Below are 18371 nucleotides of genomic sequence, written 5' to 3'. Positions count from 1 at the left end.
TAACCATTTTTATTAACCATGTTTTTACTTTTTGCGCGGGCGGCGCGGAGGCTTGCGGAATCCCTTTCCGCGTGGACGACGAAGCGGCAGATGATTCACGCCCTCGGGCAACTCGAATCGCAGCGCACCAGAGACCGGATTCGCTTCTGCAAGACGGAGCTGAAGCTTCTGGCCCAATGTGTAGCGATCGCCGGAACTCTCCCCTTCCAGGGCATGTTCGGCTTCGATGTAACGGAAGAATTCCGACCCAAGGGTGGAGACCGGCACAAGACCGTCGCCACCCAACCCTTCAACAGTGGCGAAGAAGCCGAAATTGGTCACACCGGTGATTCGTGTATCAAGAAGCTGACCCACTCGTTCAGCGAGATAGGCAGCAACATAACGGTCAATTGTCTCGCGTTCCGCCTCCATGGCCCGCCGCTCCGCCTTGCTGACCGATTCGCCAAGCACAGTCATGCGTGCAGCTTCATCGTTGCTCAGCCCACCTTCGCCAAGGCGATAGGCATCGACCAGAGACCGGTGGACGAGCAGGTCCGCATAGCGACGGATGGGGGAGGTAAAATGGGCGTAGGACCCAAGGGCCAAACCGAAATGCCCCTGGTTGACGGGCGCGTAATAGGCCTGAGTCTGGGAACGTAGGACCTGTTCCATGACCTGAGGCTTGAAATCGGCCTCACCCACGCGCGCAATCAGGTGATTGAACACTTTCGGCGTGATCACCTGCCCCAATGCAAACGGTATCTCGAATGTTTCGAGATAGTCCTTGAGTGTCAGCAGTTTTTCCCGAGCCGGTGGTTCATGGACGCGGTACATGACGGGAGCCTTCTTGGCCTCCAGCGCCTTCGCCGCGGCGACATTTGCCGTGATCATGAAATCCTCGATCAGCCGGTGAGCATCGAGCCGTTCACGCACGGCGATATCGGCAATCCGCCCGGCCTCATCAAGCTGCACGCGGCGTTCGGGCAAATCGAGTTCAAGCGGCTCGCGCTGATCTCGTGCCTTGGCCAGCAGGGCCCAGCAATCCCAGAGTGGCCGAAGCGCGGAGTCGTGCAACGGATGTTCCCCACCATCGATCGCCGCTTGCGCGTCTTCATAGGCTAGGTTGGCAGCGACCCGGATGACGGCTCGGGAGAAACGGAACCCGGCCATCTTGCCCTTGGCATCGATCTTGAGATGACAGGCCAGCGCCGCCCGATCGCAACCTTCCTTCAGCGAGCACATGTCTGCAGACAGGCTTTCGGGGAGCATCGGGACCACCCGGTCAGGAAAGTAGACGCTGTTTCCCCGCTTGCGCGCTTCCTTGTCGATCAGCGACCCGTGACGCACATAGAAGGACACGTCTGCAATCGCGACGATGGCATCGAACCCTCCGCCTTCGGCGGGCGCGGCCCAGACCGCATCGTCATGATCGCGCGCATCGGCCGGGTCGATCGCGACAATCGGCAAATGACGCAAGTCCTCGCGGTCGCCGAGGGGCCATTCCGCCACCTTTTCTGCCTCTGCGAGCAGATCGACCGAAAAGACGTTGGGAATCTCATATTTGTGTATCGCAATCAGGCTGAAGGCGCGCGGTGCAAAGGGGTCGCCCAGCACTTCCTGCACACGCGCCGTGATCCTTGGCGGACGCCCGGATTTCTCCGCGAGGACAAGATCCCCTGCCTGCGCGCCGCCAAGTTCGGAAATCAGCGTATCCTTGCGATCGCGCTTGTCGACGGGCTTCAGCCAATGTCGGCCGCCTTCCATCGCAACCACGCCCAGCATCAGTTCCTCGCTGCGCGCGAGTTTCTTCATCGGATGCGCGACATGGCCGTTTCCGCGCTCCTCGACCCGAGCAAGAATGCGGTCGCCGACCCCAAGTGCGCTGCGGCGGCCACGTTCGACCACACGCAATTTCGGCATCGGGATGCCCTCGGCTTCCCAGCGTTCTGGAACGGCAACCACCTGGCCGTCATCAACATCGACGATCCGCAGGACCGTGACCTTGGGCAGGCCACCCATCTTGTGAAAGGCGCGGCCGGGCGCCGAGTCGATCAGCCCTTCATCTGCCATGTCCTTGAGCAGAGCCTTGAGCGCGATCTTCTCGGCACCATGCAGCCCAAAGGCCCGCGCGATTTCCCTCTTGCCAGCGGGGCCTGGCGCCATCGTGATGAAATCGAGGATCTGCTTGCGCGAAGGCAGACCGGCGGGACGCGGCTTTGGCATGAACAGTGCGTTAGGGGCTTGGCGTGGCAACGCCAACCGCTAAAGCGTGACCCCGATGACATATGACCTTCTGATTGTCGGCGGCGGGATCAACGGCTGTGCCATTGCGCGTGAGGCTGCCCTCAATGGCTGGTCCGTGCTAATGGTCGAAAAGGACGATCTCGCCAGTCACACATCGTCAGCCTCGACAAAGCTCATTCACGGCGGACTGCGCTATCTTGAAACCTATGATTTCAAACTGGTTCATGAGGCCCTGCAGGAACGCAAGCGCCTGCTGACGGCGGCGCCAAACCTGATCCACCCGATTGCGATCGTCCTGCCGCAAGACAATTCCGTGCGCCCCTGGTGGATGGTTCGTGCAGGTCTCTATCTCTATGACGCGCTCGCCGGCTTCGGCAATTTGCCGAGATCGCGCATGCTCGGCCGCAGGGACGGGGCACTGCGCCTCCCGCTCAAGAACGACACGCCCGGTTTTCTCTATTGGGACTGCACGGTCGACGATTCCCGCCTGACCGTGCTGAATGCGGTCGACGCGCGATCTGCTGGCGCAGACATTCGGACGCGCACCGCATTGACGTCCGCAAAGCGCGACCAGCATAGCTGGACAGCGACCTTGTCGGACGGGACGGAAGTGCAGGCAAAGGCCCTCATCAACGCGGCAGGGCCGTGGCTCGTCGATGTCGAGGGCCGGCTGGGTCAAGCGAAGAGAAATTCGATCAAGCTCGTCAAGGGCAGCCACATCGTCGTGCCAAGGCTGTTTGACGGCGATCATGCCTATATGCTGCAACAGCCGGACAGGCGGATCGTCTTCGCCATCCCCTGGGTAGGTGGCACGACAATGGTGGGTACTACCGAAGTCGAGGTACCGAGCCCGGACCATCCGGAAATCAGTGCTGAGGAAACCGACTATCTCCTCAACGCAGCAAACACCGCTTTCACGCGCCAAAGCAGCCGCGACGACATCAGCTACAGCTGGGCAGGCGTGCGCCCGCTGTTTGACGACGGCTCCGGCGACCTGCGAACGACGACGCGCGACTATGTCCTCGAAATCGATCAGCAAGGAGCCGTGTTGCTGAACGTGCTCGGCGGCAAGATCACCACAGCGCGTCACCTTGCGGAAGACGCAATGTCGCGGCTGGGCAAGGTCATGTCACGCACGACAGGGGCTGTCACGCGCGGCCGCCCTTTTCCTGGCGGCCAGTTTCCCGGCAGCTTTGATTCCCTAGTGGAGCAAAATCGGAAGACATGGCCGTTTCTGGGATCTGAGCGCACGCTGCGCATGACGGTGGCTTATGGCAGCGATCTTGGCATCATGTTGGCCGGTATCCGAACAGAGGAGGCTATGGGCACGGATTTCGGCCATGGCCTGCGGCAGGTCGAGGTCAACTGGCTCATCGAACATGAGTGGGCAAAATCGGCCGAAGACATTCTTTGGCGACGGACCAAACTGGGGCTGGCCTTCAGCAAGGATCAAGTCGCGACGCTCTCCAGCTATGTGGCGGAACGGGCCGGCTGCGCCGACAAATAGCAGCCGAAACCCGGCACCGGCCAAACTTCATCTTGGGGGACGCGAGCAAGAACTCCGATTGCCCTGTCTCACCATATCGATAAGAAGACGTCCAAGCCTCTCGGCACAATCATCGGAGATTACGCATGACGGACCAACCCGCTTACATTCCCCCGAAAATCTGGACGTGGGACAAGGAAAGCGGAGGCCGCTTTGCCAATATCAATCGCCCGATCTCAGGCGCGACCCATGAGAAGGAGCTGCCAGTCGGAAAGCACCCGTTCCAGCTCTATTCGCTGGCCACGCCAAATGGCGTCAAGGTCACGGTCATGTTCGAGGAATTACTCGAACTCGGGCACAAGGACGCGGAATATGACGCCTGGCTGATCAACATTGGTGAAGGCGATCAGTTTGGCAGCGGGTTTGTTTCGGTCAATCCCAATTCAAAGATCCCGGCACTGCTCGATCGCAGTGGAACGTCGCCAATCCGCATTTTCGAATCCGGAGCGATTTTGGTGCACCTTGCGGAAAAGTTCGGCGCTTTCCTGCCAACCGATCCGGCCCAGCGCGCAGAAACACTGTCCTGGCTGTTCTGGCAAATGGGCAGCGCGCCCTATCTGGGCGGCGGGTTCGGCCACTTTTATGCCTATGCCCCGGAAAAGTTCGAATATGCGATCAACCGGTTTGCCATGGAAGTGAAACGGCAACTCGACGTTCTGGACAAGCGTCTCGCGGAGAGCGAGTATCTTGGCGGAAGTGAATATACGGTCGCGGACATTGCGACCTGGCCCTGGTACGGCGCGCTGGCAAAGGGGCTGGTCTATGAAGCCGGCGAATTCCTTCAGGTACAGGAATACAAGAATGTCCAGCGCTGGACCGACCAGATTGCCAAGCGGCCTGCCGTCAAGCGCGGCAGGATGGTCAATCGCGCCGTCGGCGACCCTGCGAGCCAACTCCGTGAGCGCCACGATGCGGGCGACTTCCTGACGAAGACGCAAGACAAGCTCGACGCCGCAACCTGATTTGACATCAGTCAATGCATTCGCATTGCAGCCCCTCCAATCGACAGGCCTGATTGGAGGTGTACTATGGCGAATGTGCCCAAGACGCACGGCAGCACGACGGCGAGCATATGGGATCTGCCCACCCGCATTTTCCACTGGTCGTTCGCTGCCTTGATTGTCCTCGCATATGTTTCGGCTGAAGAGGACAGTGTCTTCAATCAGTGGCACATGATCGCGGGTTATTGCGTTGGCGTCCTCCTTGCCTTTCGAATTGCATGGGGCTTTGTCGGCGGAGAATATGCCCGCTTTGCAAGCTTCCTCAAGCTTGACCACCTCGCGTCCCACATAGGCCAGATGCTGCGATTTCGCGTCGAGCCGACGGCCGGGCACAATCCGCTTGGCGGGCTTGCCGTCCTTCTGATCCTGGTTCTCGCCGGAGCAACCGTGCTGACCGGGATGATACTGAATGGCGAGGAACCGCACGAAGATCTGGGCAAGGCGATGATTATCCTGGCTGGCATTCACGTTGTCGCAGTCTTCGCAATGTCCGTCCTTTCGCGGGAAAACCTGCCGCGGGCGATGGTCACCGGAAGGAAGCCGGTCTCGACTGCGCACCCCTGGAAAGATGGGGCCAGGGCGTCGATTCCGGGCCTTCTCCTGGCCTTGGGTGCCGCAGCAGCAGGCATTGCGGCGATTCTCGCAAATGATCCGCAAGCCTTCACGCCACGATCGACCGAGAGCCAGGCTGAGGACCAACAAGACGGAACCGCACAAAGTGGCGAGGTCAGGTCCGACGAAGACTGAACCGCGCCCTTGAATTGCGCAATCTGTTCATGACGCTTCGGACGGGCAATATACGTATTACGGGCGGCAGCCTCCCTGGTTAGGGGCATCAGCATGACTGCCGCCGATTGCGGTCTGGAGGTGAGTATTGATCCGCTTGAGAATCATCATGATCGCCGCCGCACTGCTGGTTCTCGGCGGCTGTTATTTCAAGGCTGATGAGGATCTGATCGGCGATCATGCGCTGACGCTCGCACGGGCGGACAGCCTGTTGGTCATAGAGGGAGAGGTCTACCGCGTCGATGAAAGCGACGCCGGCTATGTCAACGCATGCAAGATCGTTCGGAAAGACGCTCCTTCGGGAGAGTGTGAGGCCGAGTTCCAGATGAAGATTGAGCGTACGTCTCGCGGAAATTACCTTGCGGAACTTCAAGATGAATATTTCGCCCTGATCACCCGCGCGCCTGGATCAGACTCTGGCTGTTTTTACCTGTTGGGTGGTGCACTCGCCATGGACAAGGAAGATTGGACGCCCTTCAACAAGTTGGAAGCGACGGTGCTGAAAGGACTTCCAAAGGAAGTGAGGACACGACAGGATCTTGCGCACATCATAGATCTCTATGAAATCAGGATCTTGCCTCAGGATCCGAAGTGCCCGGCCAATCGTTTTGTCGTCAGCGACCCGACGGCGTTGCGGGTGGAGGGCGATGTTGCGCAGTGAGGGGCCCCTGCATGTATTCATCAGGCCTCATATCGTGTCACGGAAGCGGCGCGCTGCTAGTCGCATGAAATGAACACAGCGTCCGCAAAGGAACTGATGCTGACCGGCCTCACACAAGCGGAGGCGCAACTGCGCTTGTCCGCCGAGGGGCCCAACGAACTGCCACGTGCCTCACGGAGAACGGCACTGCGCATTGTCGGCGAGGTGCTTCGCGAACCGATGCTCGCCCTGCTGCTGGCAGGGGCGCTGCTCTACTTCCTTCTGGGCGACAAGACGGAAGCCATCGTCCTGGCCAGCTTTGCGTGCTTTTCGATCATGATCACAGTCATTCAGGAGGCGCGGACCGAACGCGTGCTTGAAACGCTCCGTGACTTGGCGAGTCCCCGTGCGCTTGTTGTCCGCGACGGTGAACATCTGCGCATTGCCGGTCGTGAGGTCGTCCGAGGGGACATCCTCATTATCGAGGAGGGCGACCGCATTCCGGCCGATGCGACAATCTTGTCCAACAATGATCTGCATGTCGACGAATCCTTGCTGACGGGAGAGTCCTTTCCCGTCGCAAAAGACGTGGAAACCGACCCGGCAGTCTATTCTGCTACTCTCGCAGTGCGGGGCGGGGCGATCTGCGAGGTCACAGCGACAGGACCGAGTTCCCGTCTGGGCCAAATTGGCAAAGTGCTTGGATCGATCGAGACCGAGGTTCCCCAACTCCGGGTGGAGACCCGGCGGATGGTCAGACTCCTTGCTCTCGTCGGCATCTCGATCAGTATCCTGGCCGTCCTGCTTCAGGGCGTGTTGCGCGGCAATTGGCTCGAAGCAGCTCTGGCGGGGATCGCACTCGGCATGTCCATGCTGCCCGAGGAATTGCCCGTTGTGCTGACCGTCTTCATGGCAATGGGCGCGTGGCGCATTTCGAAACTCAACGTTCTGACCCGTCGGGCGGCGATGATAGAGACGCTGGGTTCGGCAACTGTCCTTTGCACGGACAAGACCGGAACGCTGACCGAAAACCGGATGTCGATTTCCGAGCTCAGACTTGCAGATGGCCAATGCTTTCGACGGCCGGAAAACGGAGCAACCATACTCCCTGACGCATTCCTCCCGCTCGCCGAACTCGGAATCATGGCGAGCGCGATCGATCCTTTTGACCCGATGGAAAAGGCGTTTCATGCGCTGGGCGCGGAACAGGAAGGCGATCGGGTCTCCCAACTCCGAGGCGATGGTCACCAGATTTACCGCCTTTATCCGCTGGAAAAACCCGTTCTGGCCATGGCCCAGGCTTGGGGGGCGCCAAATGCGGCTGCCGGATTGACGATCGCCACGAAGGGCGCACCTGAGACAATTGCCGACCTGTGCGGCGCTTCGGACGCCCAGCGCGCCAAAATTCGCGAGATGGTTGAGCAGATGGCGGCCGACGGTTTGCGCGTGCTGGGCGTCGCCATCGCAAAATGGGGAGATGCTCCACTCCCTGCAACACAACATGAATTCGACTTTGAGTTTGTCGGTCTGGTTGGCCTTTCCGATCCCTTGCGCGCCTCTGTCCCGGCAGCCATTCGCGACTGCAGCACGGCGGGGATTCGTGTCATCATGATCACAGGCGATCATCCGGAAACGGCACGCACGACAGCCAGGCGCGCCGGCATTGCCTCGGATGACGTGCTGACGGGTGCTGACCTTGCCCTGCTTGATGCGGACGCATTGGCAAATCGGATCACGCGATGCAGTGTCTTCGCGCGCATCATGCCCGAACAGAAGCTTCAGATCGTCGAGGCGCTGAAAAGGGCTGGAGAAATCGTCGCCATGACTGGTGACGGGGTGAATGATGCCCCGTCGTTGAAGGCCGCACATATTGGCATTGCCATGGGAGGGCGCGGCACAGATGTCGCTCGAGAGGCTGCGTCGATGGTTCTGCTCGATGATGACTTTGGCTCGATTGTTGCCAGCATTCGGATGGGGCGTCGCATCTATGACAACCTGCGAAAGGCGATCCGTTTCATCATTGCGGTGCATGTACCGATTGCCGGGATGGCCCTGATCCCGCTCCTGCTTGGCTACCCCCTCTTGCTCGGGCCGGTGCACATCGCGTTTCTCGAAATGGTCATCGACCCGGTCTGCTCGCTGGTTTTCGAGGCTGAAACCGATGAAGCAAATATCATGAAACGGCCTCCGCGCTCCCCAAGTCAACGGCTCTTCTCACCCAGAACGATGCTCTGGTCACTCGTCCAGGGCACATTGGCACTGGGACTGTGCAGCAGCCTCGTGATCGCGGGCCACCATTTTGGGGAAAGCGCCAGCCACATTCGCGCGACTTCTTTCGTCACGCTAATTCTCTCGATTCTGATGCTGATCCTGGTGAACCGTTCGTTCGGGGCATCTCCCGTCAAGGCCATTGCACGCCCGAATCCTGCGCTTGTTCTTGTTGGCGCAGTGGTCATGTCACTGCTCGTCATGAGCCAGTTCTGGCCAGCAATGACGCGCCTGTTCGCATTCGCGCCGTTGCACCGTGCCGACTGGCTGATTGCGGGCGGAATAGCCCTGTGCCTTTTCGCTTTGCTTGAAGCAATGAAACTCAGCCCTGCCAGAACCCTGACAATGGCTGAAGCATCGCGCTAAGGCTCAGTCGGCGGAATTCAAAGGCGAATGACAATCCCCTGATCCGGTGCAGCCCCACCCTTGAGAGTGCTCAGAAAGGCTGCTTCGGCTTCGGCCAGACCGTGACGTTCATCGACTGTCATGAACCCGTCCGTGCTGACGAGGAAGTCACGCCAGGCGCCATTGTACGACGCCGTGAAGGCATCGAATCCCATTTCCTTGACGGCCGCGTTCATATGGTCCGGTGCGAAAAAGAGGATTGGAGCCGGGCCCGGCAGCGGGGCGTCACTTTGTCCACGCGCGTCGACATGCGTGGCACCGACAAGGCAGCTATACTTGAGACCGTCCCCCAAGGCTTCGTGGATCGCGCGAAGGACCGAGGCATTGCCTGCGAAATCGACCGACACGGCGTTGTGCCCGGCCAGTTTGCCGATCTCGGCATATGACAGGACCTCGTCATAGAGTCCGCTTTTCGCAACAAATGCAATGTTCCCGGCCGAGGTCAGTCCAATCCGCCGGATCTGGGGGGCCTTCGCGCGCGCAACGTGCGCGAGCGCCAGCGACGTCTTTGAAGACGCGCTTGTCATGACGAGCGTGTCCGCGCCGAACCAGTTTTCCTTCGCAAACATCGCCTCGATCAGGAAGCTGGTGCCGAACAGGGGCTGGAAGATCATCCGCTGGGCTTCGCGGGCCGGGTCGTGGGTCGGATCTCCTTCAAGGCGCCGGTACTGGTTATAGACAGGGCTCATTGGCTGCCGGTGCGCCGCCATGTCGCTGAAGCTGCCTCTGGAGATATTGCCCGGCTCGACCCGCAGATGGCTCGCCATCGGCAGATAGCCGTATACGCGTTCTCCAACGACTATGTCGGGATGCTCTGATGCTTCGACGACAGCGTGTCCCCACATGGGCACGATGCCCCAGCCTTCGGGTGCCGGGAAGAAATTCCAATATCCAAAGCCATCGCCCATAACCGCATAGGTGACGTTGTTTGCCGTAACCGCGAAACTCTCAACACGAAGCAGGGCCGAACCGGGCCCGAGAGCCGGAGCTGGCTGGGACTGCCGCTCGGTCCGGGTCAAATCACTCCGCAGGATGTGGACTGCCTCTGCCATTCTGTCTTTCCCTCCTAAATGTTGATCCGGTAATAGTCCGCAACGCGATCGAGCGCCAGCAAGAGCACCAACCGTCCCGACCGTGTCGGCCAGCCCAAGGCGTCCTCCGCCATTGGCACACTCTCGCCTGCGCAGACGACCCGCCACAGTATGTCTGCAAGGCCAGGACCCGCCATCGCAAGGGCACTGTGAAACCGCTCACGGGCATCAATCTGCGCCAGCGTGCTTGCTCCATGCTGATTGCCGCCACTGCGGCCTTTTTCCGGCGGCGATGCGTCCCATCGCATCACCACCCTCTGAGCAAGCGCGGCGCGCTCATAATCCTGTCTCAGAGCTTCTCCCGCCGCCAATTGCCGCTCGCTGACAAGACCCCTCGCCCGCAACCACCCAAGCGGCGATTCTGCCAGGTTCACCCGAACACTTCTTACCTTGCGTGCTTTTGCGCTCTGTCCGTCTTGCGGCAAACCGCGCTCCACCAAAACTTGCTTCACACCTTCTTTCCTCTTGCGAATCGATCAGGATTTTCACTTGCCATGGGGGATCATCTGTAGGAAAGAGAAAAACCTTATCGGTTAACCCATTTCTGAGGCCAGCTATGATTACTGCCATTCGTGAAGTCCGCCGCGCCAAGGGCCTGACGCTTGCAGACGTTGCCGAACGTTGCGATCCACCGACAACCGCTCAGACGATAGGACGGCTCGAAACGGGAACAAGAACGGTCTCCGTGGGATGGCTGAACCGGATTGCAGCGGCCCTTGATGTCGATGCGGGCGATCTCGTCAAGATGCCGAGACGCGCGGACCTGCCTGTGGCAGCCATTCTTGGGACGGATGGAGCCAATGCGCCCCGGCACCCGATTGTCGTTACACCGCCCCTGCCGACCGAAGGCGCCATCTCGATTCTCGTCGATTCCAGTGTCGGTGAATATCGCGCGGGCGACGAAATCTGGTGCGATCGCTATGGCCCGGACCGCTTCGCCCTTGCACTCAACCGCGATGTGCTCCTGCCGCGCCCGGCAGGCCGTTTCATTTTTGGCCGCCTGATCGGTCGGGAGGGCAACCGCCTCCAAGTCCTGCCGTTGGGGTCGGGAGCAAAGCAGCAGATCATTGAGGATCCTGCCTGGATGGGCGTAGCAACAAAGCTGGTCAGGGGCCTCGGCTAGGGAGCGCGACAAACTGGCCTTCTGGATCAGAAGCGGACCCTGAAAATTGCCCCGCCTTCTCTCACAATTTCAATCGTTCCGCCCAGGCTCTGCGACAAGGCATGGATCAGATTCATCCCCAGACTTTGCGGACCTAAAGCTTCGATGGTGAAGTCAGGTCCCAACCCCATGCCTTCATCGCGCACTTCCAGCAACCGGCTTTGACCCTCAGCACTCAGACCCACATAAACAATTCCCCCGCCAGGCCCATAAGCATGTTTGGCGGAGTTGGTCACCAACTCGGTCACCAAGAGGGCAAAGGATGCAGCGTCATCCGCTGACATTTCGATGGTTTCGGCCGAGCACTTGATGTCGATATGCTCGAGTTGCTTCGCCAGCGTCTGGCAAAGGTCTGTGACGAGCGTCCCAAGATCAACCGAGTGGCCGCCAGCTTCGCGCCACAATCGATCATGTGTTCGAGCGACTGCGATGACGCGGTCAGAGGCGTCGCCAAGAGCGTCGGCCTCCTTTGCGCTGTTGCTTGACTTAGCTTTCATCAAGAGAATGCCTGAAAGGATAGCGAGGCTGTTTTTTACCCGGTGGCTGGCCTCTTGAACGAGCAGCTTCTGATACTCCAGCGCTTGGGACAATCGGTCCTCGGCCACCTGACGATCGAGGGCCACACCGATGAAATTCGCGAGACCCTGCAGAAACGCCAGATCTGCGGCCTCAAATTCGCCCGAGGACGAACTATCGACTTCCAGAACGCCCCATCGCCCCCCACCAAAGGTGATCAGCACGTTGATCGCGCGCTTTACGCCATGTTCAATCATCAACAGCGGCGTGCGAAATTGGTCCTCATCCTCAAGGTGGTTGGAAATGACAGGCGAACCGGTTTGAAAGGCATAACCCGCGGGCGATTCGATGTCGGCAGCGAAGGCCATGTTCTGCACAACACCCGAACGCCAGCCGACGCCAGCCCGGATGAAGAGATCATTTTCCGCTTTGCGATACTCGAGAATCTTTGAGAGGCTGGCGCGCATGCCGAGCGCTGCAGTTCTGGCGGCATGGTCCAGCAGATCAGCGAGAGAGGAAGACTTCAAGGCTTCCATGCCAAAATTTGAGAGCGCTGCCTGCTGCTCAAGGCGATACCCCAGCATCGAACCGGTGCCCACTTCGTCAACGGCTTGAGCAAAGGACTTTTGCTCATGAGCACCGTCTGGCGCTTCTTCTACAAGCTCGGCAGCGTTCGTTTCGAGCTTGATACGTTTGCGGGGCATTTTGAGGAAACCTTTTCCGGATGCGCACCGCAACGACCATCTGCAACGAAGCGAACGGAGACTGTAAGGATGCGCCAGCGGTTTGTCAGGGAAATAACGCCAAACCGGGATTCGATCCGGACAAGTGACAATCGCGGCTATCGGACTGTCATGTCACGGCGACCGACGATCTCGACGATGCTGGCAAGATCTCGCTGAAAACTCGCCAAGCCGGCACCCTTGAAACCCGGCAAGGCGTTCTTGAAAGGCCAGCCTCTCAGCCTAGTCGATCGCTCCGAAAATCGTGCGGCCATCCTTGATCGTGGCCACAACCTTGATCTCGAAAAGTCGGGTTGGATCACTGGCCAGCGGATTGGCGTCGAGCACAACCAGGTCCGCGCGTTTGCCCGCGGCGAGGCTTCCCTTGTCGCCATCTTCATGGATTTGCCATGCCGCATTGATGGTGACTTGCTGCAGCGCGCGATAGGGAGAAATTCGCTCCATCGGACCCAATATGTCTCCCGATTGGGTTCTCCTGTTCACAGACGACCAGATAAGCCGCATCATGTCAGGCGGGACGACAGGCGAGTCATTATGGGCTGTAGGACGAAGGCCGACAGCCCATGCGGACGCCTGCGGTGAAATGAAATCCGCCCGCATCGGGCCCAGCGCCACGTCGCGGTGCCAATCGCCCCAATACCAAGTGTGGCTGGCAAAGAAGCTTGGCTGAATGTCGAGCTTCTTCATGTCGTCAAGCTGCTCGCGCCGGACAACCTGGCTATGAATGGCGATCGTCCGTTTGCCAGTCAGACCATTCTTCGCAACGCCGTCAATGAGTGCCTGCATGGCTTCGTCGCCATTCACATGAACAAAGACTTGCCATCCATTCACAGCGGCCTCGGCCAATTTTGCGTTGAATAGCCCCAGGTCGATTGCAGCATAGCCCCGATAGCCCGCATCCTTGCCGGGGGGTGGCACTGGCACGGGATCATGCAACCATGCCGTCCGCCCTTGCGGGCTGCCATCAATGGTCAGCTTGATGCCACCAATCCTGACCCGATGATCGTAGGACTTGCCAATGAGAGCGCGCACATCCGCAGGCCATTCCCGCTCAAAGGAAATCAGAGCGACGGTATCGATCGGCAGCACCCCGCGTCGTGCTGCTTCTGCAAGCGCTGGCCAAGCCTCCGGCATGACCCGACCATCCTGAGCCGTCGTGATGCCATTGGCTGCATAAATCTTTTCGCCAGCAACCAGTGACATGACACCATTGTCGAGGGAGGGGGGGATGATCTTGGCAGCCACATTGAAAAACGCGGTCTCTTCAAGGACACCATCTGGTGTCTTGCCATCCGCCTCACGACGGATGACCCCTCCCTGAGGATCTGGTGTATCCGGTCCGATTCCAGCGAGTTTGAGCATTGCGCTGTTAAACACGGCAAAATGGCCGCTCGCATGGACAATGAGCACCGGCTTGTCCGCAAACACGGCATCCAGATCGTGCCGGGTCGGATGGCGACGTTCGGCCAGCTGCGAGTCGTCATAACCATTGCCCACAATGATGGGCATGCCAGGCGGGGGGCTATCGGCACGCAGCACATCCTGAAGGGCAGCGATCGAATCAACCTTGCCGACCGGTGGCGGGGCGAGGCGTGCCAGACCTGCCGCCTGACCGACCGAGCTGACATGGCCATGCGCATCAATGAAGCCGGGCAGAAGCGTTCTGCCCTTCAAATCAACCTTTGCCGCGCGCCTGCCAGCGGCAGCCTGGACCGTCTTGAGCGAGCCTACCGCAATGATACGTCCGTCGCGGACGGCAATTGCTTCGACCAATTCGGGCTGCTCGCCAGCCATGGTAATGATGGGACCGCCCTGCCAGACAGTTGCCATCGGTGCGGAAGGAGCGGCGTTGGCCATCGTTGCGGCCAAACCGAAAAGGAGTGCCAATCGCTTCATTCTGTCCACCCGCTCCCGTCTGTTCTTTGCAAACCTACTGCCCCGAAACCCGATGCTCGTCCAGTAGTCTCCCCGATGCGCCGCGTCGCTGAAATGAGACGTCCTGCATCGCGCCCAAGTAGCCGTAATGTCGCGCCTTTGCCTTGAGCTGACAACGGCTATGACGAAGTCGATGCGCCATTTGTCGATCGTGCCCAGCTGTGCAATTGGCGGGTCAATGCATCGGTCAGTCTGAAAAACTGGAGAAGAAGGTATAATGGGAACGGGGTTCAGTCTTACCCAAGCCGTAAGGCGAGCGGTTGCGATCAAGCGCGATGAAACCGCCGTTATCGACGGTCCGGCCCGCTATACCTGGGCGCAATTTTCGGATCGTGTTGCGCGCCTTTCCGCTGCGTTCATGTCGCTCGGGTTCCAGCCGGGCGGGCGGATTGTCCTGATTGCGCTGAACAGCCACCGTTCGCTGGAATGTTTCTTTGCCGCCATGCATGCGGGTGGAGTGATTGTGCCGCTCAACCACCGGCTCGGATTGAACGAGATTGTCGCGCAGACCAATGATTGCACTCCCCAGATCATTATCCTCGGCCCGGAATTCGCGACCATGCAGAGCGCGCTTGCGTCGGGGCCCGACGGGAAAGCGCGGCACATGATCTATTGCGGCGCGGGTGCACCTCCGGCAGGTTTTCATGATTACGAACAACTTGTGCGCGGCCAGCGGCCTGCTGACGATGCGGGGCGTCATGGCGATGACCTTGCATGCATCCTCTATACCAGCGGGACAACCAATGCCGCCAAGGGCGTCATGCTTAGTCATGCCAACTTCTGCGCCAACACGGCAAATGTCGTGTCCGAATTGGGGATGGATGAACGCACGGTCCATCTGCATCACGGCCCACTGTTCCATGTGGCCGCTGCTGCGCGTCTCTTTTCGACAACGCATGTCGCTGGCACGCATGTCTTTCTACCGCGGTTTGTTGCAGCAGAGGTCATTGCCGAGATCGCCCGAACCGGTGTGACGCATGCGACGTTCGTGCCGACCATGTTTCGCATGCTGCTCGACGAGCCAAGTCTCGCCGAGACCGACCTTTCGAGCCTGCGCTATGTCTCCTATGGGTCGGCCGCCATGCCGGAACCCCTGCTCAGGGAGTTCATGGAAGCGCTTCCTGCGGCGCGGTTGCTCCAATCCTACGGGATGACCGAACTTTCGCCGGTCGTCACCATCCTGGGCTGGCGCGACCATGGCCCTGAAGCGACCGGAACAAATCGCCTGCGTTCTGCCGGCCGGCCCGCGATGTTGGCGGAGATTGCAATCGTTGGGCCGGATGACCGGCAGCTGCCTGCAGGCCAGCACGGTGAAATCGTCGCCCGCGGCCCCATGGTTATGCAGGGATACTGGAATCGTCCGGAACAGACTGCGGAAGCCCTGCGCGGCGGCTGGATGCATACGGGCGACGTCGGGTATCTGGATGAGGATGGCTACCTGTTCGTCGTTGATCGCCTGAAAGACATGATCATTACAGGGGGCGAGAATGTCTGGTCTCAGGAGGTCGAAAATGCACTCGCGTCTCATCCGGCTGTTTCGCAATGTGCGGTCATCGGCAAGCCGGATCCGCTCTGGGGTGAAACCGTCCACGCGGTCGTGAATTTGCGCGACGGGATGGATGCCACCGAAGCGGACCTGATCGCGCACTGCCGTGGCCTGATCGCGCACTACAAATGCCCGCGCAGCGTTGATATTCGCGACCAACCCATGCCGCTCAGCGGAGCCAACAAGATACTGAAGTCAGACTTGCGGGCCGAACTTTCCGGAACCTGAGGGCTGACGCTACGGGCCCCAGGCGTGGCTTACATCGCTACTGCCAGTTCGGTTGCCTGTTTAATGGCCTGTTTCGCATCGAGTTCGCTGGCTTCGAAAGCCCCGCCGACAAGCTGCGATTTCACGCCAAGGGCGGCGAGTTCGTCATGAAGGCCGCGGGCCGGTTCCTGCCCCGCGCAGATGATGACCGTATCGACATCCAGCAAGGCCGGTTCCCCGCCGATCGTGCAATGCAGGCCCGCGTCGTCGATTTTCACATAGTCTACGCCTGAGACCATCTTTACGCCGCGCCGCTGCAGGGCCAGGCGGTGGGTCCAGCCCGTGGTCCGGCCCAGCCCCTGGCCGACCGGCGTTGCCTTGCGCTGAAGCAGCGTCACCTCGCGGCTGTTGTGCGCAACCTGTGGTTCGATGCCCGTTACCCCGCCACGCGGATGGTTCTTGAAATCGACGCCCCATTCGCGTGCGAATGTATCGATGTCGAGCGCGGCACTGGCGCCTTCATGCGTGATCAACTCGGCAACGTCGAAACCGATACCGCCTGCGCCCATGATTGCAACCTTCCGGCCAACAGGGGTTCGACCGGTGATCACGTCGACATAGCGAGCGACCTTGGGATGATCGATGCCGGGAATCGCGGGCGTGCGCGGCGTGATGCCGGTGGCGACAATCACTTCGTCAAAACCCTCAGCCGCAAGCGTCGTTGCGTCGACCCGTGTGCCAAGCCGCAACGTTACCCTGCGTAGTTCGATCATCCGTGCGAAGTAGCGAAGGGTTTCGTGGAACTCTTCCTTGCCGGGAATGCGCTTGGCGAGATTGAACTGGCCGCCGATCTCTTCGGCCGCTTCGAACAGGGTCACACGGTGCCCGCGTTCTGCCGCAATGGTTGCAAAGGCCAGACCCGCAGGCCCTGCACCCACGACGGCAATATCCTTTGCAGAGTCCGCAGGAGTGATCGCGATTTCCGTCTCGCGACAGGCACGGGCGTTGACGAGGCAGCTCGTCAGCCTGCCTGTGAACGTATGATCAAGGCAGGCCTGGTTGCAGGCGATGCAGGTATTGATCTCGTCCTCGCGGCCTTCGCGTGCCTTGTTGACCAGATCCGCGTCAGCGAGCATCGGCCTTGCCATCGAGATGATGTCTGCGTCGCCCCTCGCCAGCACCTCTTCTGCGACCTGCGGCATGTTGATGCGATTGCTGGTGATGACGGGGATCGACAGTTCCTTGCGCAGCCGCCCCGTAACGCCCGCAAAGGCTGCACGCGGGACCATGGTGGCAATGGTCGGGACAAAGCTCTCGTGCCAGCAGAAATGGGTGGAGATCACGTCGACGCCCTCCGCCTCAAGGGCCTTGGCAAGGCTCACCACCTCGTCCCACGCCATGCCGCCCTGGAGCATGTCCATTGCCGAGATCCGGAACACGAAGATGAAGTCGGGGCCGACGGCCTTGCGAACGGCGCGGACGACTTCGACCGGGAAGCGCATCCGGTTTTCCCATGAGCCGCCCCATTGGTCGGTCCGCCGGTTGGTCTTTTCGACGAGGAAGGTCGAAATGAGATAGCCTGCCGAACCGATGATCTCGACCCCGTCATAGCCTGCGTCCTTGGCCAGCCGGGCACAATTGGCAAATGCGGCAATCTGTTCGGCGATCCCGTCTTCGCTCAGTTCATGGGGGACATGCCGCCCGATCCGCGACTTGATCGCCGAGGGCGCAACGCAATCGGGCGTGCCCGCCAGCGGACCGGTATGAAGGATCTGCATGACGATTTTCACTGTGGGATCAGCGGCGTGGACTGCCTGTGTCACCTGCCGGTGCATGGCGACGTCCGCCTCGCCCACCAGCTTTGCGCCAAGCCCGGCTGTACGATGCGGGCCGATGCCGCCCGTGATGATCATCCCCACGCCACCTTTCGCGCGCTCGACGAAATAGGCCGCGAGCCGGTCACCGGCATCGGGCAGATCCTCGAGCCCGGTGTGCATCGACCCCATCAGGATCCGATTCTTGATCGACGTGTTGCCAACCTTCAGTGGCGAAAAGACGTGCGGGTATTTGGGGTGAGGGGTCATGCGTCAGCTTTCTGAATTTTCGGATTGGCGTAAGTGGACGTCCATCGATGCGTCAAGGAGGCGCTCAGACCGACCTGCAACCCGTCCTTTACTCATACTTGTCCGTTGTAGCTCCACCAAAGTGAGTTGATCGCATTGAAGCGGAAATGGGCCGCGCCGATACTGCCAAAATTGTGGTTGCAGAGAATTTCAGAGGCATATCGAGACCAGTTAAGGCG

Annotated in this window: 13 protein-coding genes; 7 read left to right on the top strand and 6 right to left on the bottom strand. The window is 59.9% G+C overall.

Features of this window, described 5'->3' with window-relative positions; translation table 11 throughout:
• Positions 1-24: 24 nt before the first annotated feature.
• Positions 25-2202, bottom strand: a complete 2178-nt coding sequence (gene rnr, locus K0O24_RS07725) for a ribonuclease R (protein WP_219895257.1) — start codon at positions 2200-2202, stop codon at positions 25-27.
• Positions 2203-2257: 55 nt separating this feature from the next.
• Between rnr and glpD the strand changes: the two genes are divergently transcribed.
• The 5 genes from glpD to K0O24_RS07700 all read left to right on the top strand — a co-directional run bounded on the left by glpD (position 2258) and on the right by K0O24_RS07700 (position 8830).
• Positions 2258-3730, top strand: a complete 1473-nt coding sequence (gene glpD, locus K0O24_RS07720; RefSeq protein WP_219895256.1) for a glycerol-3-phosphate dehydrogenase — start codon at positions 2258-2260, stop codon at positions 3728-3730.
• Positions 3731-3855: 125 nt separating this feature from the next.
• Positions 3856-4731 (top strand): glutathione-dependent disulfide-bond oxidoreductase, encoded by an 876-nt coding sequence (gene yghU, locus K0O24_RS07715; protein WP_219895255.1) that lies wholly within the window; start codon positions 3856-3858, stop codon positions 4729-4731.
• A 66-nt stretch (positions 4732-4797) separates the two neighbouring features.
• Positions 4798-5517, top strand: coding sequence for a cytochrome b/b6 domain-containing protein (locus tag K0O24_RS07710; RefSeq protein WP_219895254.1), 720 nt, complete (start codon positions 4798-4800; stop codon positions 5515-5517).
• Between the two features lie 127 nt (positions 5518-5644).
• The gene (locus K0O24_RS07705; RefSeq protein ID WP_219895253.1) at positions 5645-6217 is read left to right on the top strand and encodes a hypothetical protein; all 573 of its coding nucleotides are present in this window, start codon (positions 5645-5647) and stop codon (positions 6215-6217) included.
• Between the two features lie 69 nt (positions 6218-6286).
• The gene (locus tag K0O24_RS07700) at positions 6287-8830 is read left to right on the top strand and encodes a cation-translocating P-type ATPase (RefSeq protein WP_219895252.1); all 2544 of its coding nucleotides are present in this window, start codon (positions 6287-6289) and stop codon (positions 8828-8830) included.
• A 17-nt stretch (positions 8831-8847) separates the two neighbouring features.
• Here the strand turns inward: K0O24_RS07700 and K0O24_RS07695 are convergent, their stop codons facing one another.
• The gene (locus K0O24_RS07695) at positions 8848-9921 is read right to left on the bottom strand and encodes a DUF2855 family protein (RefSeq protein WP_219895251.1); all 1074 of its coding nucleotides are present in this window, start codon (positions 9919-9921) and stop codon (positions 8848-8850) included.
• 14 nt (positions 9922-9935) lie between these two features.
• Entirely contained in the window at positions 9936-10412 is a 477-nt protein-coding gene (locus tag K0O24_RS07690; protein ID WP_219895250.1) for a DUF6456 domain-containing protein, read from the bottom strand.
• A 104-nt stretch (positions 10413-10516) separates the two neighbouring features.
• On the opposite strand from K0O24_RS07690, the gene K0O24_RS07685 reads away from it, so the two are divergent.
• Positions 10517-11083 carry a helix-turn-helix domain-containing protein gene (locus K0O24_RS07685; protein WP_219895249.1) on the top strand — a complete coding sequence of 189 codons (567 nt, stop codon included), beginning with the start codon at positions 10517-10519 and terminating at the stop codon, positions 11081-11083.
• Between the two features lie 26 nt (positions 11084-11109).
• On the opposite strand, the gene K0O24_RS07680 is transcribed toward K0O24_RS07685, so the two are convergent.
• Together K0O24_RS07680 and K0O24_RS07675 are read right to left on the bottom strand one after the other, a co-directional pair.
• Positions 11110-12342: a sensor histidine kinase gene (locus tag K0O24_RS07680; RefSeq protein WP_219895248.1), complete on the bottom strand. Its 1233-nt coding sequence runs from the start codon at positions 12340-12342 to the stop codon at positions 11110-11112.
• 261 nt (positions 12343-12603) lie between these two features.
• Positions 12604-14277, bottom strand: a complete 1674-nt coding sequence (locus K0O24_RS07675; RefSeq protein ID WP_219895247.1) for an amidohydrolase — start codon at positions 14275-14277, stop codon at positions 12604-12606.
• 256 nt (positions 14278-14533) lie between these two features.
• On the opposite strand from K0O24_RS07675, the gene K0O24_RS07670 reads away from it, so the two are divergent.
• Entirely contained in the window at positions 14534-16090 is a 1557-nt protein-coding gene (locus K0O24_RS07670; protein WP_219895246.1) for a class I adenylate-forming enzyme family protein, read from the top strand.
• A 29-nt stretch (positions 16091-16119) separates the two neighbouring features.
• Here K0O24_RS07670 and K0O24_RS07665 read toward each other — a convergent pair whose 3' ends face one another.
• The gene (locus K0O24_RS07665) at positions 16120-18153 is read right to left on the bottom strand and encodes an NADPH-dependent 2,4-dienoyl-CoA reductase (RefSeq protein ID WP_219895245.1); all 2034 of its coding nucleotides are present in this window, start codon (positions 18151-18153) and stop codon (positions 16120-16122) included.
• Positions 18154-18371: the final 218 nt, after the last annotated feature.

Source organism: Aquisediminimonas profunda, assembly GCF_019443285.1.
In the GTDB taxonomy this organism is placed as follows: domain Bacteria; phylum Pseudomonadota; class Alphaproteobacteria; order Sphingomonadales; family Sphingomonadaceae; genus Aquisediminimonas; species Aquisediminimonas profunda.
Note: the sequence above shows the minus strand (reverse complement) of the source record. Positions and strands in the feature narration are given on the sequence as shown.